Genomic DNA, 20,992 nt, shown 5'->3' with positions numbered 1-20,992 from the left:
GCTCCCCCTTGAGTTTCAGATTCAATCTGCCGAAAAAAAGCCCGCCAAACGGGCGGGCCTGTGTAGCGCATGCAGTGCTTAACCAGCGCGCTTATTCATCAACGCCACCGCCACCCGTGAATTAGGCTTGCGCTGCAAAAAGTCGCTGATGTAGATACCTGCATCGACCAGCTTGTCCAGATCGATGCCCGTCTCAATGCCCATGCCTTGCAGCATGTAGACCAGGTCTTCGGTGGCCACGTTGCCAGTGGCGCCCTTGGCATACGGGCAGCCGCCCAGGCCGGCGATGGACGACTGGAAGTTCCACACGCCCAGCTCCAGCGCGGCCAAGGTGTTGGACAGCGCCTGGCCGTAAGTGTCGTGGAAATGGCCGGAGACATGGTCGATATCAAAGTACGGCAAGGTCGATTCGATCGCCTTTTGCACCTTGATCGGCGTGCCTACGCCAATGGTGTCGGCCACGTCGACACGCTCCACGCCAATGTCCTTCATCAGGCTGGCCAAATAGGCCACGCGCGATGGGGCAATATCACCTTCATACGGGCAGCCCACGGTGCAGCTCATGGCGCCGCGCACGGCAATGCCGGCGGCCTTGGCCGCTTCCACCACCGGTGCAAAGCGCTCAATGCTCTCGGCAATGCTGCAGTTGATGTTTTTCTGGCTGAAGGCTTCGCTGGCGGCACCGAACACCACGATCTCGTCGGGCTTGGAGCCGACTGCGGCCTCAAAGCCTTTCATATTGGGCGTGAGCACCGAGTACAGCACGCCATTCTGGCGCGCGATACCCGCCATCACCTCGGTGTTGTCGCCCATTTGCGGCACCCATTTGGGCGACACAAAACTGGTGACCTCGATCTCTTTGAGGCCCGCATCCTGCAGGCGGTGCACCAGCTCGATCTTCACCGCCGCCGGCACCTGCGATTTCTCGTTTTGCAGGCCGTCGCGCGGGCCCACATCAATCAGTTTGACTCGTTTGGGATAGGTAGCCATGGTGCTCTCCTTGGTTCTTTCAACATGCCCTGTGGGCTTCAGTATCCGCGATCGGCGTAGACCACGCCGGTCACCGTTTCGCCTGCCGCAAAGGCTTTCAGCTTCTGCAAAATCTGCAGCAATGTTTCTTCTGGCAAGGTCCGCGCCGATCCGTGCGGCGTGATGCTGATCTGCGGGCAACGCCAGAAGGCATGCTCGGGCGGCAGCGGCTCGGTGCGAAAAACATCGAGCATCGCGCCTGCCACCTGGCCGCTGGCAATGGCGGCCAGCAAATCTTCGTCCACCAAGTGCTGGCCGCGCGCCACATTGATCACATACGCGCCGCGCTGCAACTGCGCCAGCAATGGGGCGTTGATGATGTTCTCGGTCTCGGCCGTCAGCGGCAGCAGGTTCACCAGAATGCGCGTGTTCGCCAGAAACTCGCCCAACTGCTCGGTGCCGTGGAAAGTGCGAACGCCATCGAGCTGCTTGGCCGAACGGCTCCAGCCCAGCACCGGAAAATCAAACTGCGCCACCGCCTGAGCAACGCGCTCACCGAGCACGCCCAGACCCATGATGCCCACAGGGAAATCCATGCGCGAGCGCAGGGGTTGCAGCTTCCATTCACCGGCTTGTTGTTGGGCGCGGTAATGGCCCAAGCCACGAAAATGGTCGATCACCGCATGGCAAACATATTCGGCCATTTGCACGGCCATGCCCGCGTCTTCCAGGCGCACCACGGGCACGCCTCTCGGCAGTTGCAGCTTGAACAGCGCGTCCACGCCCGCACCCATGTTGAAGATGGCTTTCAGCCCTGCGCCCTGCTCGTCGAACAGCTGCTGCGGCGGCTTCCAGACCAGCGCGTAATCGGCCTGCGGCGCACCCGGCTCCCAAGCCCAGGCTTGGGCCTGGGGCAGGTGTTGACGAATGGCGTTGAGCCAGACTTGGGGCGATTCCCCGGCGGAATAAACAGCGATTTTCATGGCCGGCATTTCAGCACAGAAAACGCAGCCGCCCGGTCTTGTGCACCGCAGTGCCAAGGCGAGCGGCTGCCGCTCTTACTCGCCCACTTGCAGCTTGAGCAGCTCGGCGCCTTCGCTCACCTGGTCGCCAGGCGCGAACAGCAGCTCCACCACCAGGCCGTCAGCGGGCGCAGCAATGGTGTGTTCCATTTTCATGGCTTCCATCACGGCCAGCGGCTGGCCCTTGCTCACCTTGTCGCCGGCCTTGACGGCAAACGACACCACCTTGCCAGGCATGGGCGCGGTCAGGCGGCCGCCTTCGCTGCCAGCTTCGCCGGCGTGCGCCAGCGCATCGATGGCCGTAATCTCGGCCGCGCCACGCGCAGCAAACACATGCACCACCTCGCCTTGCTGCCAAGTTTGCACCTGGTCGCGATGGCCGTTGTACTGCAGCTCCACCGCATCGCCGTGCTTTGCAAACGTCAGCGGGCCAGTGGCCTCGCCCACGGTCAGCACCAGGCCGCTGGGTTCGTAGCGCAGCTCGGCCTGCAGCTTGTCGCCGCCAAATTCAAAATCGAAATGGCGCGCCGTCACGCCATGCGATTGCCAGCCATCGCGGCGGCTGAAGGGATCGGCCGTTTCGCTGGCACGCTCTTGCAGCAACTCGGCCACCACGGCAGCAGCGGCTGCGGTGTCCAGGCCCAGCGTGCGGCGCTTGAAGAGCAGCGCTTCTTCGCGCTGGATCAGCGCGGTGTCGAGCTTGGCCTGGCTGAAAGATGGCGTGGCCAGGATCAGGCGCAGGAATTGCACATTGGTCTGCAGGCCGACAATGCGCACAGCAGCCAGCGCAGCATCGAGGCGCGCCAGCGCTTGCGCGCGGTCGGCACCGTGGACGATGAGCTTGGCGATCATGCTGTCGTAGAACGGGCTGATCGCATCGCCTTCGCGCACGCCGTCGTCAATGCGCACGTCGCTGATGGCAAAGCTGCTGCAAGCGGGCTTGCGGTAGACGTTCAAGGTGCCGGTGGCGGGCAGGAAGTTGTTCTCGGGGTTTTCCGCGCAGATACGGGCTTCGATCGCGTGGCCGATGATCTTCAGCTCGCCCTGCTGCTTGGGCAGCGGCTGGCCGCTGGCCACCAGCAATTGCCACTGCACCAGGTCTTCGCCGGTGATGGCTTCGGTCACCGGGTGCTCCACCTGCAGGCGGGTGTTCATTTCCATGAAGTAGAACTTCATCGCCTCGGGCTGGTCGTAGCCGCCGGGCTGCTCGACGATGAATTCCACCGTGCCTGCGCCCACGTAGTTCACGGCCTTGGCAGCCGCCACGGCGGCCTCGCCCATTTGCTTGCGCAGCGCTTCGGTCATGCCAGGCGCAGGCGCTTCTTCCAGCACTTTCTGGTGGCGGCGCTGCACCGAGCAATCGCGCTCGAACAGGTAGACGCAGTTGCCTTGTGTGTCGCCAAACACCTGGATCTCGATGTGGCGCGGACGCAGCACGTATTTCTCGATCAGCACCGCGTCGTTGCCGAAGCTGTTGATGGCTTCGCGCTTGCACGAATCAAGCGCAGCGGCAAAGTCTTCGCTCTTTTCTACCAGGCGCATGCCCTTGCCACCGCCGCCGGCGCTGGCCTTGATGAGCACCGGGTAACCAATGCGGTCAGCCTCTTTATGCAGCATGGCCGGGTCTTGGCCGGCGCCGTGGTAACCAGGCACCAGCGGCACGCCGGCTTTTTCCATGAGTTGCTTGGATTCGGCCTTCAAGCCCATGGCGCGAATGGCGTTGGCGGGCGGGCCGATAAAGACCAGGCCGGCGCCAGCACAGGCCGCGGCAAAATCTTCGTTCTCGCTCAAAAAGCCGTAGCCGGGGTGGATGGCTTGTGCGCCCGTCACCTTGGCTGCTTCGATGATGCGCTCCCAGCGCAGATAGCTGTCCTTGGGTGCCGAGCCGCCGATGTGCACCGACTCATCGCAGGCAGCCACATGCTTGGCATGCGCATCAGCATCCGAGTAGACAGCCACGGTCTTGATGCCCATGCGGCGGGCAGTGGCTGCCACGCGGCAGGCAATCTCACCACGGTTCGCAATCAGAATCTTGGTAAACATAAAAATCTCCTCAGTCTTTTCTCAAGCCACATGTGCGCCCCTTGGCGGCCATGCGTCGTCAATAGCGTTGTATATCGGTGCTCGTTGCCGGCACCACCGGTTCGTCATGGCCCATCCAGCGCCGAATGCGGCGGATCACGGCTTTCAAAAACTTCCACAGCATCCAGGTCACGATCCACATCAGCACCAGCACCACCACCAGCGCCACCGCAAACACGACCGGGTGATTGATGGCCAGCCAGACAGCGCCAATCGACACACCGTCTTCCACCAGGCTCGCGCCCCAGTTGGAGAACGGTTCCGGACTGGTATTGATGGCCGCGCGCGTGGTGGTTTTTGCCACCTGGCTGCTGAAGGCCAGGGTGCCGCCCATCAAGGCGGCCGCCGTGGCCATGGTGGCGTTGTCGGCCCCGAACACGCTGGCTGCCAAGGCCGCGCCGGCTGGCACGCGGATCACGCTTTGCAGCGCATCCCAGACCGAATCCACGCCGGGGATCTTGTCGGCAAAGAATTCGACAAACAGCAGCGCACCGCTGATGGCCAGAATCACCGGCTGCTGCAGCACCGTCAGCGCGCCCGGCAATTGCAGCCAGCCGCTGGCGCCCAGCATGCCGGTCACAAACACCACCGCGTACAGGCGGAAACCGCTGGCCCAGCCCAGCGCTGCAGCCAAGGCCATGAGCTGGCCCCAGTCCCACTGCGCCATGGCCTGGCCCATCTGGTTAGCCACCTGGCCCACCTGGTCGGCCGCCTGCCCGACGCTTTGCGCCGTGTCCTTGTCCAGATGCACGCCTATGCCGTGCAGCCAGTTGACGATGGTGTTCCAGATGTCCATGGTGGTGGTTCCTCAAATTTTTTCTTCCAACGCAGTGCTTATATAGCGAATGCGCGCTGGCAGATTGCCATCCAAGGTCGCTTTTTCAGGGGTGTTCAGCCCGCCAGCCAATTCGGTTTGCGTTTGTTCAAGAAGGCTTGCACGCCCTCCTTGCCTTCTGCGCTGGCTCGGATGTCGGCAATGCCCTCCACCGTGGACTGGATCAGGCTGGCGTTGATCTCGCGCTCAGCCACATCCAGCACCAGCTTTTTGCAGGCACGCACGGCTGCGGGGCCGGCGCTCAGCAAGTGCTTGAGCAGACCATCGACCGCAGCGTCCAGCGCATCGCCTTCAACGACCTGGTGCACAAAGCCGATGCGCAGCGCCTCGGCGGCGTCAAAACGCTCGCCGGTCAGGAAGTAGCGGTGCGAAGCACGCGGGCCCATGGCGCGGATCACGTAGGGGCTGATCGTGGCCGGAATCAGGCCGATCTTCACCTCGCTCAGGCAGAAGCCGGCGTTATTGGCGGCTACCGCCATGTCGCAGCAGGCAACCAGGCCCATGCCGCCGGCATAGACATCGCCTTGCACCCGCGCAATAGTGGGCTTGGGGCATTCGTAGATCACGCGCAGCATCTCGGCGAGCTTGCCGGCGTCGACCAGGTTTTCCTCGCGGGTGTAGTCGGCCATGGCGCGCATCCAGTTCAGGTTGGCGCCTGCGCAGAAGGCCGGGCCTTCGGCAGCCAGCACCACAGCACGCACGGCTTCTTGCGCGCCCACGAACTCGAAGGCACGCGTGATGTCCGCAATGACGGCATCGCTGAAAGCGTTGCGCACATCAGGCTGGGTCAGCGTGATGGTGGCCACCGAGCCGGTGGCTTCAACGGTCAAAAATGGGGATTTCATCTTTACCTCGCTGTGGGCATTACATGCGGAACACACCAAACTTGGTGTCTTCAATCGGGGCATTGCGGGTGCTGGCCAGGCCCAGCGCCAGCACGCGGCGCGTGTCGGCCGGGTCGATTACGCCGTCGTCCCACAGGCGGGCCGAGGCGTAGTACGGGTGGCCCTGGTCTTCGTACTGCTGGCGGATCGGGGCCTTGAAGGCTTCTTCTTCTGCCGCGCTCCAGCTGCCGCCCTTGGCTTCGATACCGTCGCGCTTGACGGTGGCCAGCACGCTCGCGGCCTGCTCGCCGCCCATCACGCTGATTCGGGCGTTCGGCCACATCCACAGGAAGCGTGGGCTGTAAGCACGGCCGCACATGCCGTAGTTGCCGGCACCAAAGCTGCCGCCGATGATGATGGTGAACTTGGGCACGCTGGCCGTGGCCACCGCCGTCACCAGCTTGGCGCCGTGGCGGGCAATGCCTTCGTTCTCGTACTTGCGGCCCACCATGAAGCCGGTGATGTTTTGCAGGAAGACCAGCGGAATCTTGCGCTGGCAGCACAGCTCGATGAAGTGCGCGCCCTTGACGGCCGATTCGCTGAACAGAATGCCGTTGTTGGCGATGATGCCCACTTCCATGCCTTCAACGCGGGCAAAACCGCAAACCAGGGTGCTGCCAAAGCGGCTCTTGAACTCGTCAAACTCGCTGCCGTCCACCACGCGGGCGATGATCTCGCGCACGTCAAAAGGCTTGCGCGTATCGACCGGAATCACACCGTACAGCTCTTCAGCGGGGAAAGCCGGCGCTTGCGGCGCCTTGTCGGCCGGGTTCGGCACCTTGGCCTTGTTGAGGTGGCTCACGGCCGTGCGGGCCAGCTTGAGCGCGTGGGTGTCGTTGTCGGCCAGGTGGTCGGCCACGCCCGACAGGCGCGTGTGCACATCGCCACCGCCCAGGTCTTCGGCGCTCACCACTTCGCCCGTGGCGGCTTTGACCAGCGGCGGGCCGCCCAGGAAGATGGTGCCCTGGTTCTTGACGATGATGGATTCATCGCTCATGGCCGGCACATAGGCGCCGCCTGCCGTGCAGCTGCCCATGACGACGGCGATCTGCGCAATGCCCTGGGCCGACATGTTGGCCTGGTTGAAGAAGATGCGGCCGAAATGCTCACGATCAGGAAACACATCGTCCTGATTGGGCAGGTTGGCACCGCCCGAATCGACCAGATAGATACAGGGCAAGCGGTTTTGCGCTGCAATCTCTTGCGCTCGCAAATGCTTTTTTACCGTCATCGGGTAGTAGGTACCGCCTTTGACCGTGGCATCATTGCACACAATCATGCAATCCACGCCACTGACACGGCCCACACCGGCAATCAGGCCTGCGCCCGGCGCATCGTTGTTGTACATGTTCAGCGCGGCCAGCGGCGCCAGCTCCAGAAAAGGCGTGCCCGGGTCGAGCAGCAGCTTCACGCGGTCGCGCGGCAGCAGCTTGCCACGGCCCACATGCTTGCTGCGAGCGGCTTCGCCGCCGCCTTCGGCGATCTTGGCAGTTTGGGCACGCAGATCATCGACCAGGGCGCGCATGGCTTGCGCATTGGTCTGAAAATCTGCCGACCGTGCGTTGAGTTGTGACCGTAGTTGGCTCATGCTTGTCCTCTTTTCCAATGTTCTAGCGTTCTACACAGAATCGCATCTTCTTTCAAAATAGTCTGCAGCTACAAAGCAACCCCAGACCATGCATACCGTTGAAACTGTCTTGCTCGTGCTGATGATCGGTGCTGTCACCGGCATCATCTCGCGCTACATCCGCGCCATTCCGCTGCCCCTGATCCAGATTGCCATCGGCGCCCTGGTCTCCTGGCCGCAGCAAGGCCTGCACATCGATTTTGACCCCGGCCTGTTCATGCTGCTGTTCATTCCGCCGCTGCTGTTTGCCGACGGTTGGCGCATTCCCAAGCGCGAATTTTTCTCGCTCTACCAGCCTATTTTGAAGCTGGCTTTCGGTCTGGTGTTTTTTACCGTGATCGGCCTGGGCTATTTGATCCACTGGATGATCCCGGAGATGCCGCTGACCGTGGCCTTTGCGCTGGCCGCCGTCATCTCGCCGACTGACGCGGTGGCCGTCTCGGCCATTACGCGCAACCTGGGCATGCCACCGCACACCATGCACGTGCTCGAAGGTGAATCGCTGCTGAACGACGCTTCCGGCCTGGTGGCGCTGAAATTCGCCGTGGCCGCCACCTTGACCGGCCTGTTCTCCTGGGGCCAGGTGACGCAAGAGTTTTTGTGGATCTCGCTGGGCGGCCTGGGCGCGGGCGCTGCCGTGGGCTGGGGCTTCAGCTACCTGCGCGAGACGGTTACCCGCCGCCTCGGCGATGTGGCCGCCACGCAAATGGTGCTGCTGCTGGTGTTGCTGCCGTTTGCCGCCTACCTGCTGGGTGAAAAAATCGGCGTCTCCGGCATTCTGGCGGCGGTGGCAGCGGGTGTGACCACCAATTTTGCCGATCTGAACCGCGCCGACTACATCACCGAGCGCATGCAGACGGCGGGCACCTGGGCCATGGTGGAATCGGCCTTCAACGGCGCCATCTTCCTGCTGCTGGGCCTGCAACTGCCGTCCATCATTGGCGTGACCTTGCACAACGCCGGCCACGACTGGTGGATTTTGGTGGGCTACGTGGTCATCATCTCGGTGGCGCTGCTGTTGCTGCGCTGGATCTGGGTGAGCCTGGGCGTGGCGCGCAGCCTGCACAAGGCGCACCGCGCCGGCAAAATGATCGAAAAGCCCAGCCGCTGGCTGAACCTGGCCACCACGCTGGCGGGCATCCGCGGCGCCGTGACGCTGGCCGGTGCCCTGTCGGTGCCACTGCTGCTGAACAACGGCCAGCCTTTTCCGGCACGCGATCTGCTGATCTTCCTGGCCACCGGCACCATCTTGTTCACCCTGGTGCTCGGCAGCATTGGCCTGCCGCTGGTGCTGCACCGCCTGCCGCCGGCTACCGAGCCCGAGTCGGTCACCGAAGAGCGCCAGGCCCGTATTGCGGCCTGCCGCGCGGCCATCAACAGCCTGGCCATCAGCGAAGAAGACGCTGCCCAGCAGCCCACCGAATGGCAGGCACGGCAGCAAGAAATCTCGGGCCGCATTGCGCGCGAGTACCGCAACCGTATCGACCTGCTCGATGACGACAAATCGCCCGAAGCGCCGGAGGCCGAAGACATGGCCACGCCCGAAGCCGTGCAGCAACGCCGCCAGCGCTACGTGGTGGAGCTGGAGACGCGCCTGCTGTGCATCAAGGCCGAGCGCCACACGATTTACGCCGAGCGCCAGCATGACCACATCAACGACGAATCGCTGCGCAGCCTGGTGGCCGAGCTGGACCTGACCGAAATCTCGCTGCGCAAACGCCTGGACGTGGCCCGCCGCGCTGCCGCCAAGCAGACGGCCAAGCTCGAAGGCCGGGGTTGAGCGCAGGGGTTGGCTAAGCATGGCGTAGGTGGTGCCGGCCGCCTTCAGGCGGTTTGGGCCACTTGCAGGTGCAGCGCGGCGATCATCGCCTCGCGGATCTTGAACTTCTGGATCTTGCCGGTCACCGTCATCGGGAAAGCGTCGACAAACTGGATGTAGCGCGGCACCTTGTAGTGCGCAATCTTGCCCTTGCAATAGGCGCGCAGATCGTCCTCCGTCAGCTGCTGGCCGGGCTTGGCGATCACCCAGGCGCACAGCTCTTCGCCAAAGCGCTGGTCGGGCACGCCCACCACCTGCACATCCTGCACCTGTGGGTGGGTGTAGAGAAACTCTTCGATCTCGCGCGGGTAAATGTTCTCGCCGCCGCGGATCACCATGTCCTTGATGCGGCCGACGATGTTGACATAGCCCTCGGCATCCATGGTGGCCAGGTCGCCGGTGTGCATCCAGCCTTCGGCGTCGATGGCTTCGCGCGTCTTGGCCTCATCGCCCCAGTAACCGTGCATCACCGAATAACCGCGCGTGCACAGCTCGCCAGACTGGCCGGGCGCCACCACCTCGCCCGTCTCCGGGCTGATGATCTTCACTTCCAGGTGCGGCTGCACCTTGCCCACGGTCGACACGCGCTTGGCCAGCGGCGTATCGGTGGAGCTTTGGCAGCTGACCGGGCTGGTTTCGGTCATGCCGTAGGCGATGGTGATCTCCGACAGATTCATCTCGCTGACCACGCGCTTCATCACCTCGATCGGGCAAGGCGAGCCGGCCATGATGCCGGTGCGCAGCGTGGACAGATCGAACTCCTTGAAGCGCGGGTGGTCCAGCTCGGCGATGAACATGGTGGGCACGCCGTGCAGGCCGGTGCACTTTTCTGCCTGCACCGCTTCGAGCACCGACACCGGCTCGAAACCGTCGTTCGGGTAGACGATGGCCGAGCCATGGGTCATGCAGGCCATATTGCCCAGCACCATGCCAAAGCAGTGGTAGAGCGGCACGGGAATGCAAAGCCGGTCCTGCTCGCTCAGCTTCATGGCTTCGCCAATGAAAAAGCCGTTGTTGACGATATTGCGGTGCGTCAGCGTGGCGCCCTTGGGAAAGCCCGTGGTGCCACTGGTGAACTGAATGTTGACCGGGTCAAAAGGCGTCAGCGTCTTGCCGATCACATCAATCTGCGCGTCCTGCGCATCGCCCTGGGTGATGAAGCGCGAGAAACGCTCCATGCCGGGCTGCTCTTCGCCTTCGCGCGGGCTGTCAATCCACACCACCCAGCGCAGCTCGGGCAGCTTGGCGCTGTGCAATTGGCCGGGCTGGCTGCTCGCCAGCTCGGGTGCCAGCTCGCGCACCATGCCCAGGTAATCGCTGGTCTTGAAGCGGTCCATCGTGAACAGCGCCTTGCACTGCACCTTGTTGAGCGCGTACTCCAGCTCGGAGGTGCGGTAGGCCGGGTTGATGTTCACCAAAATAATGCCGACATGCGCCGTCGCCATTTGCAGCAGCACCCATTCGGCGTTGTTGTGCGACCAGATGCCGACCCGGTCGCCCTTGTTGATACCGGCGCGCAACAAGGCGCTGGCCAGTTGCAGCGATTGCTCCAGCAGTTGCTGGTAGCTCAGACGAATGCTCTGGTGGCGGCTGACCAGCGCGTCGCGCGCGCCAAAGCGCGCAGCGGTGTCGCGCAGCTGTTGGCCAATGGTCTTATCCAGCAGGCGCGGCGCGGCGGCGCCACGCGCATAGCTGCTGGTCAAGGCAAGCTCAGTCATCTCGGTATGTCTCCTGTTCGCCAGCGGCAGGCTTGCGGCCGCTGCGGTCACCTGTGGTGTGTTGGGCAGCATACGCCAGCGGCCTGCGCAAATGGTGGCAGCAAGGTTGCAAAAGTCGCCAGTACAATCGCTGGTCTCTGGCAGTTTTTTGCCCCTCACACCATGACCAAGCCGCTCCCCTCTTCCGCCGTGCTGCACCACCCAGCCGTTACGCCGATGGCGTTTGTGCGGGCCATTGCACGCGCCTACCAGCACCGCGGTCTGAGCGCCGACAAAGCCCTGCAATTGGCGCAAATTGATCCCCTGGCAGTGGAGCAAGACGCGCTGGGCATCACCGCCTTGCAGTTTGAAGCCCTGTCCGACGCTGCCATGCAGGAGCTCGACGACGAAGCCCTGGGCTGGTTCGGCCGCCGCCTGCCCTGGGGCAGCTACGGCATGCTGGCCCGCGCCTCGCTCACCAGCCCCAACCTGGGCGTGGCGCTCAAGCGCTGGTGTCGCCACCACGGCCTGCTCACCGACGACCTGCAACTGAACCTGCAAGTGCATGGCGAAACCGCCACGCTGGAGATCATCGAAAACGCCGGCCTGGGCGAGCTGCGCGAGTTCTGCCTGGTCTCGATGCTGCGCAACATCCACGGGCTCTCCAGCTGGTACGTGGATTCGTCGCTGCCGCTGTTCAAGGTGAACTTTCCGTTTGCCGCGCCCGCGCACGCCGATGTGTATGGCCTGCTCTTCCCCGGCGATGTGCAGTTTGACGCGCCCGTCACCAGCATGCAGTTTGATGCGCGCTACCTGGCCTTGCCCATTGCCCGCGACGAAGCCGCCTTGCAGCGCATGCTGCAACGCGCGCTGCCGCTGACGGTGCGCCCTTACCGGCGCGACCGGCTCATGGTGCAGCGCGTGCGCCAGCTGCTGGCGGCCGACCCATCGGCCATGCACAGCGCCGAGACGCTCTCGAAAAAACTGCACCTCTCGCTGCGCACCCTGCACCGCCAGCTCAAGGACGAAGGCGCCTCGCTGCAGGCGCTGAAAGACGAAGTGCGGCGCGAGCGTTCGCTGACGCTCTTGCACCGCAGCAACCGCCCCATCAAGCAGATCGCCCAACTGGCCGGCTTCAGCAACGACAAAAGCTTTATCCGCGCTTTCCGCACCTGGATGGGCATGTCACCGGCCGAATACCGCAAAAGCACCCGGCCACCGGCCTGATTTGCAACCTGGCTGACACCTAAACGCCTGCACAGACCGGCGCATCGTGCCAAGATGGCCTACCAAGACCAAATGGAGACAAAGCCGTGATCGAGTTGTACCACTGTGTCAGCGCGCGCTCGTTCCGCGCCCTGTGGATGCTGGAAGAGCTGGGCCTGCCCTACCAGCTGCGCATGCTGCCTTTCCCGCCGCGCGCACTCGCCAAAGACTACCTGGCGCTCAACCCGCTGGGCACCGTGCCGCTGCTGATCGACGGCACCACGCGGCTCACCGAATCCAGCGCCTGCTGCCAATACCTGGCCAGCAAAGCGCCCGCCCAGCACCTGGATGTAGCACCCGGCGAAACCACTTACGGCAGCTACCTGAACTGGCTGCACATGGCCGATGCCACGCTCACTTTCCCGCAAACACTGGTGCTGCGTTACCGCTATTTCGAGCCCGGCCCGCGCCGCCAACCGCAGGTGGCCGACGATTACGAACGCTGGTTTCTGGGCCGCTTGCGCGCGGTAGAAGCCGCCGCCCAAACCCTGCCGGCGGATGCACCCTATCTGTGCGCCGGCCGCTTTACTGCCGCCGATGTGGCCGTGGGCTACGCGCTGATGCTGTCCGACTACCTGGGCATGAGCTCGCAATGGGGCCCGGCCACGCAAAACTACTGGATGGCCTTGCAGCAACGCGCCGCCTTTTTGCGCAGCCTCGAAGTGGAAAAGCAAGCCGCCCTGGCACAGAACGTGGACCCGATCCCGTCGCCCCTGATCCGGCCCTGAGGCAGACAACCCAGCACTGTGGAGTGAGACATGATTGCCATCAACGACCAAAGCACGATCGGCGAAGCATTGCAAGCCGCCATCGCCCGCTACAGCAGCAACAGCCTGCTGGCGGTGCCCGCCAACCCCAAGCGCAGCTACCTGCCGCAAGGGCGCGAGTTCAGCTACACCGAAGCGGGCGAGCTGATTGCCCAACTGCAAGCCCAGTACCAGGCTGCCGGCTACGGCGTGGGCCACCGCATCGGCCTGCTGCTGGAGAGCCGGCCCGAGCACATGCTGCACAAGCTTGCCATGAACAGCCTGGGCATTTGCTGCGTGCCCATCAACCCGGATTACAAGCGCCGCGAGCTGAACTACCTGATAGACCACGCACAGCTCGATCTGATCGTCTGCCTGCCCGAACGTCTTGGCGCCGTGCAAGAGTCGCTGCAAGACACACGCACACAACCGGCTGTCGTGGTAAGCGACCCGGTCAACTACACAGCGCTAAGCCTGCCTGCCGCCCTCAGCGCGCCGCACGGCGAGCTCAATGCCGACACACCGGCCAGCATTCTCTATACATCGGGCACCACCGGCCAGCCCAAAGGCTGCGTGCTATCACATGCTTACGAGCTGGCCGCCGGTGCCTGGTATGCCGCGCACCCCGGTTATGTGTCGGTGCAAGAAGGCAAGGAGCGGCTCTTCAACCCGCTGCCGCTGTTCCATGTGAACGCCTCCATTTTGTCGTTCTACTGCATGCTGCTGTCGGGCGGCTGCCAGATCCAGACCGACCGCTTCCAGCCCAGCCGCTGGTGGGAAGAAGTGGCCAGCACGCGCGCCACCATCGTGCACTACCTGGGCGTGATCATTCCGCTGCTGCTCAAACAGGCACCTTCCGAATGGGAGAAAAAACACTGCGTGCGCTTTGGCTACGGCGCCGGCGTAGAGCCGCAACTGCACGCGGCTTTTGAGCAGCGCTTTGGCTTCCCGCTGATCGAGCTGTGGGGCATGACCGAGGTGGTGCGCACCATCTCCGACCATGGCGAGAACCGCCAGGTAGGCACGCGCTCGTTTGGCCGCAGCGCGCCAGGGCTCGAGGTGATGGTGGCCGACGAAAGCGGCCAGCCTGTGCCACCCGGCACACCTGGCGAAATGCTGGTGCGCTACTCGGCCGAAACCCCGCGCAAGCATTTTTTCAGCGAATACCTGGACAACCCCGAAGCCACCGCCAAAGCCTGGCAAGGCGGCTGGTTCCACACCGGCGATGTGGTGCAACAAGACGCCGATGGCTTGCTGCACTTCATGGACCGGCGCAAAAACATCATCCGCCGCAGCGGCGAAAACATTGCAGCGGCTGAGGTAGAGGCCGTGCTGCTCTCGCACCCCAAGGTGCAAGGCGTGGCAGTGATGGCCGCACCCGATGCGATCCGCGAAGAAGAAGTGCTGGCCAGCCTGGTGCTGGTGCCCGGCGAGAAGGCCAGCGACGAGCTGTGCCAGGAGCTGTTCGCCTTCTGCCAAAAAGAAATGGCGTATTACAAGGTGCCGGGCTGGTGGTGGTTCACCGACGAAATCCCCACCACCGGCACGCAGAAAATCCAAAAGCACCGCATTCTGGCCACCGGCCAGGACCCGACCAGCCTGCCCGGAATCCGCGATCTGCGGGCTCAGAAAAAACGTTGATGAAGCGTTGAAAAACGCGTGGATTGTCAGGCCGCGCTGCGCACCAGCGCGGCGCCTTTTTCGCCAATCATCATTGTCGTGGCGCAGGTGTTGGCAGAGGGTATTTCGGGCATCACCGAAGCATCGATGACCCGCAGATTGCCAACACCATGCACGCGCAACTGCTCATCGACCACCGCACCGGCATCACTGCGCAGGCCCATGCGTGCCGTGCCGTTGACATGGTACGAAGATACGCCGTAGCGGTAGATGAAATCCAGAATCTCATCGTCGGTCTGCACCTGCTCGCCCGGCATGGTTTCCGCCTCACGAAACCGCGCCAATGCCTGGGTTTGCAATAGCGCTCGAGCAACGCGCACGCCGCGCACCAAGGTCTGCCGGTCGCTTTCTGCATCAAGGTAATTGGGCTGCACCACCGGGTCGGCATTTGAGTCTGCCGATGTCAGCGCTACGCTGCCCATGCTTTGCGGGCGGTGCTGCCACACGCCGCAGGTCATGCCGGGGTAGCGGTCGAGCATGCCTACATAGCCTTCGCGGTAGCTGGCGGGTGAGAAAACGCCTTGCAGATCGGGCCGCGCCAGCCCCGGCTGCGACTGCCAGAACCAATGCACCACCGAAGGGCTCAGCGCCAGAATATTCGGCTTGCCTCGCAACCAATCCCAGGCCTGCCCCCAGAGCCGGGGAATGCGCGCCATCTCGTTGATCGTGACTGCCTGCTTGGCCCGTGCCACCAAGCGGATGGAAAAATGGTCTTTGAGGTGTTGCCCCACACCAGGCAAATGCGCTTGCACCTGGATGCCCAAAGCCTGCAAGCGCGGCCCGTCGCCAATGCCCGAGAGCATCAACAGCTTGGGCGTGTTGATGGCGCCCGCGCACACAATCACCTCGCGCCGCACACGCACCACACGCAAGCTGCCCGCCTGCCGGTATTCAACGCCGCTGGCCTTGCCGTCTTGCAGCAACACACGCTGGACTTGAGCATTAACGATGATTCGCAGATTCGCTCTGGCCCGCGCCGGCCGCAAAAACGCCTTGGCCGTGCTTTGGCGCCAGCCTTGGTGAATAGTGCGCTGAAAGTAACCCACGCCTTGCTGCTGGGCGCCGTTGTAATCCGGGTTGCGCGGCATGCCCAGCTCTTGCGCGCCTTGTAAAAATGCCTCGCAAATCGGATGCGGCCAATGCGGCAGCGTCACCTTCAGCGGCCCATCGTGGCCGCGCAGCGCCGCGTCGCCACCTTCCACATAACATTCGCTGCGGCGGAAAAACGGCAGCACCTCGTCATAACTCCAGCCCCGGTTGCCCAGAGCGGCCCAGCCGTCGAAATCTTCTTTTTGCCCGCGGTTGTAGACCAGGCCGTTGATGGCGGTAGAGCCGCCCAAGGTTTTGCCTTGCGGCAGCGGAATGCGCCGGCCCGCCGTTCGCGCCGTGGGCTCGGAGCTGAACTGCCAGGCCATCTGCGGATTGAAGATGACCTTGATGAAACCGGCTGGCAGCTTGAGGTAAGGGTGCGAATCCCGGCCACCGGCTTCCAGCACGCAAACGCTGACGCTCGGGTCTTCGCTCAAGCGCGCCGCCACAATCGCGCCCGCTGCGCCGCTGCCCACCACCACGTAGTCGAAAACATCGCCAGCGTCTGCGCTCATGCATGCGCCCCCAGGTAGGCGGCGCGCACCTTGGGATCGCGCCGCAGATCGGCCGCGCTGCCCTCCAGCGTGAAGCGCCCGGTCTCCAGCACATAAGCCCGGTCGGCCACCGCCAGCGCCTGGTTGGCCATTTGCTCCACGAGCAAAATGGTCACACCTTGCGCCTTGAGCTGGCGCACGATGGCAAAGATCTCCTTGACGATCAGCGGCGCCAAACCCAGCGAGGGCTCGTCGAGCAGCAGCAACTGCGGGCGCGACATCAAGGCCCGTGCGATGGCCAGCATCTGCTGCTCGCCGCCCGACATTGTGCCGGCCATCTGCTCGCGCCGCTCGCGCAGGCGCGGGAAGGTTTCAAACTGCTTTTCAATATCGGCGGCAATCTGCGCTGCACCATCTTTGCGGTGGTAAGCGCCGAGCATCAGGTTGTCGTGCACCGTCTGGTCGGCAAACACCTGGCGGCCTTCCGGGCTTTGCGCAATGCCCAGCGGCACGCGCAGGTGGCCAGGCGTACGCGTGATGTCCTGGCCCAGAAACTGGATGCTGCCTGCCGCCGCAGGCTCCAGCCCGGAGATGGCTTTCATCAGCGTGCTCTTGCCCGCGCCATTGCCACCGATGATGGTGACCACCTCGCCCGCATTCACATGCAGCGACACGCCTTTGAGCGCTTGCACCGCGCCATAGTGCACCTGCAGCGCGTCCACGCGCAACAATGCTTGGTTCTCAGCGGGCATGCTCTTCTCCTGTCGCATCACTGCCATCTTCTTGTTCGTCGCTGCCCAGGTAGGCCGCAATCACACGCGGGTTGTTCTGCACCTCGACGGGCGTGCCTTCGGCAATTTTCTGCCCGTAATCGAGCACGATCACGTGGTCGGACACGGCCATCACCAAATCCATATGGTGCTCGATCAACAACACGGTAATGCCGAGGTCTCGAATGCGCGAAATCACCTGCACCAGCTCTTGCGTCTCTTGCGGGTTCAGGCCGGCGGCCGGCTCGTCGAGCAGCAACAACTTGGGGTGTGTTGCCAGCGCACGCGCCAGCTCCAGACGCCGCTGCAAACCATAAGGCAGCGAGCCGGCGATATCGAGCGCCTTGTCGCGCAAATGCAGGCGGTCAAGAATCTGCAGTGCCTCGTCGCGCGCCGCCAGCTCTGCTTTGTGCGCCTTGCCTACGCCTACCAGACTGGCCAGAAAACCGGCCTGGATATGCGCATGCAAGCCCACCTTGACGTTGTCCAGCACCGTCATATCGCTGAACAGGCGCAGGTTCTGGAAGGTGCGCCCCAAGCCCATGCGAGCGATTTTGTTGGTGGAGACGCCGACGATGTTCTGCCCGGCAAACTCGATGCTGCCGCGCTCGGGCGTGACGATGCCCGACAGAATATTGAGCAAGGTGGTCTTGCCCGCGCCATTGGGGCCGATCAAGGAATGCACATGGCCGGGCCGAATCTGGATATCCACCTCGTTCGTCGGCACCACACCGCCATAAGCCTTGTACAGGCCTTTGCCGTCCAGCAAGACAGCGGCGCTGGCCGCACCCGCCGCCGGCTTCAGCTGCCAAGGCGGCAGATCGCTCGGCAAACGCTCTTTGGGCACCAGGCCAGGCGCAAACTTGCGCGCCAAGGTACGCACAAAACCGGCCAGGCCGTTGGGCATGGCGTACAGCGCAAACAACAGCAGCGCGCCATAGGTGAAGTGCTGCACATCCGGCCAGCGCGAGAGCAGCGAATCCAGTAAGGTCAGCACCACCGCGCCCAGCAGCGGCCCGTATACCGAGTTGCCCCCAAACAGCACCACCAGCAAGAAGAAAATGGAGAGGTTGAAGGTGATGAAATCGGAGTTGATGTACTGGTTTTGCTGCGCAATCAAGGCGCCCGCAATGCCACAGGTAAAGGCGCTGATCACAAAGGCCAGCACCTTGAACTTGTACACGCTGACACCTACGCTCTCGGCCGCCACCTCGGCGGTATTGACGGCCAGGAAAGCCCGGCCAAAGCGGCCGCCCAGCAGGTAGCGGAACATGATGTGCAGCGCCAGGCACAGCGCCAGCACAAACCAGACCCAGTGTTTGGTGTTGAACATCTGCCCGCCCAGGTTCAGCGACACCACGCCATAAATGCCCTGTTGGCCGGCAAAAACGTCTTGCCATTCGGAGACGATTTTCTCCACCACGATGCCAAAGCCAATCGTCACCATGGCCAGCGCCGGGCCCTTGACGCGCAAGGCCGGCAAGGCGATGACCACGCCAAACAAACCCGCCAGCACACCGGCCATGGCAAAGGCGGCCCAGGGGTTCCAGCCCCAGCGCGTGGTAAGCAAAGCCACCGCATAAGCGCCTACGGCAAACAGGCCGGCATGGCCCAGCGATTTCTGGCCGGTGTAATTGACCAGCACATTCAAGCCCGAGGCGGCGATGTAGTTCACGCCAATCAGAAACAGAATGCGCAGATAAAAATCGTTGCTGGTGAACAAAGGCACCAGTGCCACCAGCACCGCCACCACCAGCAGCCACAAATAGTGTTTGAGCTCGCCGCGCATCATCAGACTTTCTCCACAATCTTCTGGCCCAGCAGGCCTTGCGGGCGCACCACCAGCACCACGATGATGAGCAGGAAAATGCTGATCTCCCGCAGCTCGGCCTGCCACAGCCCGACCAGCGCCTCGATCAACCCAAGAATGAAACCGCCCAGCATGCAACCACGCGGGCTGGTCAGGCCGCCCAGAATGGCCGACGAAAAAGCCTTGAGCGCCAGCGACATGCCCATGAAAACCGAGGCCGTGGTGATGGGCGCAATCAGCAAGCCCGCCAGGCCGGCCAGGCTGGAGCTGATGACAAAGGCCAGAATGACGATGGCCGACACATTGATACCCATGAGCGTTGCCGCGCTACCGCTTTGCGCTACTGCCCGCACGGCCTTGCCGATCTTGGTGCGGCGCATCACGTAATCCAGGCTCAGCAGCACAATCACGCTGGCCACCAGCACCAGCACCTCTTGCGGCAGCACGCCGGCGCCGCCAATGCGGATCACCTCGCTACCCAAGGGCGAAGGCATCACCAGCGGCGCCGGGCCCCAGATTGCCAAAGCCGTGTTCTGGATGATGATGCCAAAGCCGATGGTGCTCATCACCCAGGCCATGCCGCCGCGCCCGACGAATGGCCGAACCGCCGCGTAGTAAAGCACCACGCCTAAAACGCCGAGCACAGCCATGGTGCCCACCAGGCTGAGCAGATAGCGCCCCATGCTGACATCGGCTGGCACCAGGCTGTCGGTGACGTTTTTGCCGACCAGCAGCAACAGCACCGATACCGCCACAAATGCGCCCGCCACCAGGAACTCGCCCTGGCCGAAATTCAGTGTCTTGGTGGTGTTGAACGTGATGTTGAAACCCACGGCCACCAACGCATAAATACTGCCCAGCGCAAGTCCGCTGAAGACGGCTTGCAAAATTGAATCGAACATACTCGCCCCACGCTCAAAGCCCAGCCACAGGTGCAGCAGGCCCGGCAGCGTATGCCGCCGGGCCTGCTGCAAAACGCCTTACTTCTTCAAGTCTGCCGGCTTGAGGGACTTGTAGACATCGTCTTCAAAGCGCACCACTTCGCTGCCTTTCCAGCGCGCGAGGTAGAAATCGCTCACGCTCAGGCCTTCGTGGTTGGCCTTGTTGAAAGGCTTGTCGTAGGTCTTGATCACGCCCTCGGTCTTGTTCAGGTTTTCCAGCGCTGCGGCTACTTTCTCGCCATCCGTGCTGCCCGCCTGCTTCATGGCGGCAGCCAGCAGCATGACCGAGTCATACGCTTGCGCCGAGCAAGGGAAGGTGGTGAGCGTGGGGAAGTTCACGCGCACGCGCTGGCCCAGCGCCTTGGTCTTGTCCGAAGTATCTTCGGTGGTGGAGGCGGCCATGATCAAATGCTCGGCCAGCTTGGTGCCCGCCATCTTGGGCAGCAGCGAGCTCAGATTGCCCCAGGTGCCCAGCGTGGTGGGCATGTAGTTGATCTTCTCCATGCTGCGCAGCACTTGCGCGGCGCCGTCGGCAATGCCGTAAATGATGACGGTGTCGGCACCCGCAGCCTTGATCTTGTTGAGCTGCGAAGTCATGTCCGTATCCTTGGGACCGTACTTCTCCACCGCCACGGGCTTGACGCCGTGCAGCGCCAGAATGTCGGTGGCATCCTTGATACCGCCTTGGCCATAACCGGTGGAATCGGCCAGGATGGCGATCTTCTTTTCCTTCGACGATTTCACCGCATAAGCACCCAGCAGCGCCACCTGCTCACGGTCCACCATCGAGATGCGGTAGAGGTAGTTTTGCGGCTCTTTGGCGTAGCGCGTAGTGATTTCGGTAGCCGTGCCGATAGGCACCACCACCGGCACTTTTTTCTGCTGCGGAATATGCAACCAGGCCAGCGCATTGCCCGAGTTGGCCGGGCCCACAATGCCGCTGACCTTCTCGCTGTCGATCAGCTCCTGCACGGTTTGAATGGCCTTGGGCGGCGTGCCTTGGTCGTCGCGCACCACGCCCACCACCTTGCGGCCCAGAATGCCGCCCGCCTTGTTGATGTCTTCAATGGCCGCCTCAAAGCCCCAGCGCCCGGCAATGCCCAGCTCGGCCACGCCGCTGGCCGATTGGTCGGCCGTGTAGCCGATCTTGATGTCCTGCGCCTGCGCCGACAGCGCAAACACACTGGCGCCCAGCGCCACGATCTTGCTCAAACGAAAAACAGTCTTGCTCTTGCTCATCTTTGTCTCCTTGCTCCGTTGT

16 protein-coding genes are annotated in these 20,992 nt (G+C 63.1%); 4 read left to right on the top strand and 12 right to left on the bottom strand.

Features of this window, described 5'->3' with window-relative positions:
- Positions 1–78 precede the first annotated feature (78 nt).
- The 6 genes from ACFIQF_RS22960 to ACFIQF_RS22935 form a co-directional block, all read right to left on the bottom strand.
- On the bottom strand, positions 79–990 hold the full coding sequence (locus ACFIQF_RS22960) for a hydroxymethylglutaryl-CoA lyase (RefSeq protein ID WP_393945992.1): 912 nt from the start codon (positions 988–990) through the stop codon (positions 79–81).
- A 38-nt stretch (positions 991–1,028) separates the two neighbouring features.
- Positions 1,029–1,952: a 2-hydroxyacid dehydrogenase gene (locus tag ACFIQF_RS22955; RefSeq protein ID WP_393945991.1), complete on the bottom strand. Its 924-nt coding sequence runs from the start codon at positions 1,950–1,952 to the stop codon at positions 1,029–1,031.
- A 75-nt stretch (positions 1,953–2,027) separates the two neighbouring features.
- The gene (locus ACFIQF_RS22950) at positions 2,028–4,034 is read right to left on the bottom strand and encodes an ATP-binding protein (protein ID WP_393945990.1); all 2,007 of its coding nucleotides are present in this window, start codon (positions 4,032–4,034) and stop codon (positions 2,028–2,030) included.
- 58 nt (positions 4,035–4,092) lie between these two features.
- On the bottom strand, positions 4,093–4,869 hold the full coding sequence (locus ACFIQF_RS22945; RefSeq protein WP_393945989.1) for a DUF4126 domain-containing protein: 777 nt from the start codon (positions 4,867–4,869) through the stop codon (positions 4,093–4,095).
- Positions 4,870–4,964: 95 nt separating this feature from the next.
- Positions 4,965–5,753 (bottom strand): enoyl-CoA hydratase/isomerase family protein, encoded by a 789-nt coding sequence (locus tag ACFIQF_RS22940; protein ID WP_393945988.1) that lies wholly within the window; start codon positions 5,751–5,753, stop codon positions 4,965–4,967.
- A 19-nt stretch (positions 5,754–5,772) separates the two neighbouring features.
- Positions 5,773–7,380, bottom strand: a complete 1,608-nt coding sequence (locus tag ACFIQF_RS22935) for a carboxyl transferase domain-containing protein (RefSeq protein ID WP_393945987.1) — start codon at positions 7,378–7,380, stop codon at positions 5,773–5,775.
- An 88-nt stretch (positions 7,381–7,468) separates the two neighbouring features.
- Here ACFIQF_RS22935 and ACFIQF_RS22930 point away from each other — a divergent pair, with 88 nt between their 5' ends.
- Positions 7,469–9,199, top strand: a complete 1,731-nt coding sequence (locus ACFIQF_RS22930) for a Na+/H+ antiporter (RefSeq protein ID WP_393945986.1) — start codon at positions 7,469–7,471, stop codon at positions 9,197–9,199.
- 44 nt (positions 9,200–9,243) lie between these two features.
- Here ACFIQF_RS22930 and ACFIQF_RS22925 read toward each other — a convergent pair whose 3' ends face one another.
- Complete coding sequence (locus ACFIQF_RS22925; RefSeq protein WP_393945985.1) at positions 9,244–10,956, bottom strand: AMP-binding protein; 1,713 nt, start codon at positions 10,954–10,956, stop codon at positions 9,244–9,246.
- A 162-nt stretch (positions 10,957–11,118) separates the two neighbouring features.
- Here ACFIQF_RS22925 and ACFIQF_RS22920 point away from each other — a divergent pair, with 162 nt between their 5' ends.
- From ACFIQF_RS22920 to ACFIQF_RS22910, 3 genes are all read left to right on the top strand, one after another.
- Positions 11,119–12,162, top strand: a complete 1,044-nt coding sequence (locus tag ACFIQF_RS22920) for an AraC family transcriptional regulator (protein ID WP_393945984.1) — start codon at positions 11,119–11,121, stop codon at positions 12,160–12,162.
- Positions 12,163–12,248: 86 nt separating this feature from the next.
- On the top strand, positions 12,249–12,929 hold the full coding sequence (locus ACFIQF_RS22915) for a glutathione S-transferase family protein (protein WP_393945983.1): 681 nt from the start codon (positions 12,249–12,251) through the stop codon (positions 12,927–12,929).
- 30 nt (positions 12,930–12,959) lie between these two features.
- The gene (locus ACFIQF_RS22910; RefSeq protein ID WP_393945982.1) at positions 12,960–14,588 is read left to right on the top strand and encodes an AMP-binding protein; all 1,629 of its coding nucleotides are present in this window, start codon (positions 12,960–12,962) and stop codon (positions 14,586–14,588) included.
- A 26-nt stretch (positions 14,589–14,614) separates the two neighbouring features.
- Here ACFIQF_RS22910 and ACFIQF_RS22905 read toward each other — a convergent pair whose 3' ends face one another.
- The 5 genes from ACFIQF_RS22905 to ACFIQF_RS22885 form a co-directional block, all read right to left on the bottom strand.
- The gene (locus ACFIQF_RS22905; RefSeq protein WP_393945981.1) at positions 14,615–16,231 is read right to left on the bottom strand and encodes a GMC family oxidoreductase; all 1,617 of its coding nucleotides are present in this window, start codon (positions 16,229–16,231) and stop codon (positions 14,615–14,617) included.
- Positions 16,228–16,962: an ABC transporter ATP-binding protein gene (locus ACFIQF_RS22900; protein ID WP_393945980.1), complete on the bottom strand. Its 735-nt coding sequence runs from the start codon at positions 16,960–16,962 to the stop codon at positions 16,228–16,230. Before ACFIQF_RS22900 ends, ACFIQF_RS22905 begins: the two co-directional genes overlap by 4 nt.
- Positions 16,952–18,769 carry a branched-chain amino acid ABC transporter ATP-binding protein/permease gene (locus ACFIQF_RS22895; protein WP_393946002.1) on the bottom strand — a complete coding sequence of 606 codons (1,818 nt, stop codon included), beginning with the start codon at positions 18,767–18,769 and terminating at the stop codon, positions 16,952–16,954. Before ACFIQF_RS22895 ends, ACFIQF_RS22900 begins: the two co-directional genes overlap by 11 nt.
- A 2-nt stretch (positions 18,770–18,771) precedes the next feature.
- Positions 18,772–19,692 (bottom strand): branched-chain amino acid ABC transporter permease, encoded by a 921-nt coding sequence (locus ACFIQF_RS22890; protein ID WP_393945979.1) that lies wholly within the window; start codon positions 19,690–19,692, stop codon positions 18,772–18,774.
- Between the two features lie 78 nt (positions 19,693–19,770).
- Complete coding sequence (locus tag ACFIQF_RS22885; RefSeq protein WP_393945978.1) at positions 19,771–20,970, bottom strand: ABC transporter substrate-binding protein; 1,200 nt, start codon at positions 20,968–20,970, stop codon at positions 19,771–19,773.
- Between the last annotated feature and the right edge of the window lie 22 nt (positions 20,971–20,992).

This window comes from Comamonas trifloxystrobinivorans, from assembly GCF_043359985.1.
In the GTDB taxonomy this organism is placed as follows: Bacteria; Pseudomonadota; Gammaproteobacteria; order Burkholderiales; family Burkholderiaceae_C; genus Comamonas; species Comamonas trifloxystrobinivorans.
The sequence above is the reverse complement of the archived record's forward strand: the minus strand, read 5'-3'. Positions and strand labels throughout refer to the sequence as shown.

What these genes read in the sequence shown, in the direction of transcription:
- ACFIQF_RS22960 (WP_393945992.1), bottom strand. Translation starts at nt 990, where the DNA reads ATGGCTACCTATCCCAAACGAGTCAAACTGATTGATGTGGGCCCGCGC.
- ACFIQF_RS22955 (WP_393945991.1), bottom strand. Translation starts at nt 1,952, where the DNA reads ATGAAAATCGCTGTTTATTCCGCCGGGGAATCGCCCCAAGTCTGGCTC.
- ACFIQF_RS22950 (WP_393945990.1), bottom strand. Translation starts at nt 4,034, where the DNA reads ATGTTTACCAAGATTCTGATTGCGAACCGTGGTGAGATTGCCTGCCGC.
- ACFIQF_RS22945 (WP_393945989.1), bottom strand. Translation starts at nt 4,869, where the DNA reads ATGGACATCTGGAACACCATCGTCAACTGGCTGCACGGCATAGGCGTG.
- ACFIQF_RS22940 (WP_393945988.1), bottom strand. Translation starts at nt 5,753, where the DNA reads ATGAAATCCCCATTTTTGACCGTTGAAGCCACCGGCTCGGTGGCCACC.
- ACFIQF_RS22935 (WP_393945987.1), bottom strand. Translation starts at nt 7,380, where the DNA reads ATGAGCCAACTACGGTCACAACTCAACGCACGGTCGGCAGATTTTCAG.
- ACFIQF_RS22930 (WP_393945986.1), top strand. Translation starts at nt 7,469, where the DNA reads ATGCATACCGTTGAAACTGTCTTGCTCGTGCTGATGATCGGTGCTGTC.
- ACFIQF_RS22925 (WP_393945985.1), bottom strand. Translation starts at nt 10,956, where the DNA reads ATGACTGAGCTTGCCTTGACCAGCAGCTATGCGCGTGGCGCCGCCGCG.
- ACFIQF_RS22920 (WP_393945984.1), top strand. Translation starts at nt 11,119, where the DNA reads ATGACCAAGCCGCTCCCCTCTTCCGCCGTGCTGCACCACCCAGCCGTT.
- ACFIQF_RS22910 (WP_393945982.1), top strand. Translation starts at nt 12,960, where the DNA reads ATGATTGCCATCAACGACCAAAGCACGATCGGCGAAGCATTGCAAGCC.
- ACFIQF_RS22905 (WP_393945981.1), bottom strand. Translation starts at nt 16,231, where the DNA reads ATGAGCGCAGACGCTGGCGATGTTTTCGACTACGTGGTGGTGGGCAGC.
- ACFIQF_RS22900 (WP_393945980.1), bottom strand. Translation starts at nt 16,962, where the DNA reads ATGCCCGCTGAGAACCAAGCATTGTTGCGCGTGGACGCGCTGCAGGTG.
- ACFIQF_RS22895 (WP_393946002.1), bottom strand. Translation starts at nt 18,769, where the DNA reads ATGCGCGGCGAGCTCAAACACTATTTGTGGCTGCTGGTGGTGGCGGTG.
- ACFIQF_RS22890 (WP_393945979.1), bottom strand. Translation starts at nt 19,692, where the DNA reads ATGTTCGATTCAATTTTGCAAGCCGTCTTCAGCGGACTTGCGCTGGGC.
- ACFIQF_RS22885 (WP_393945978.1), bottom strand. Translation starts at nt 20,970, where the DNA reads ATGAGCAAGAGCAAGACTGTTTTTCGTTTGAGCAAGATCGTGGCGCTG.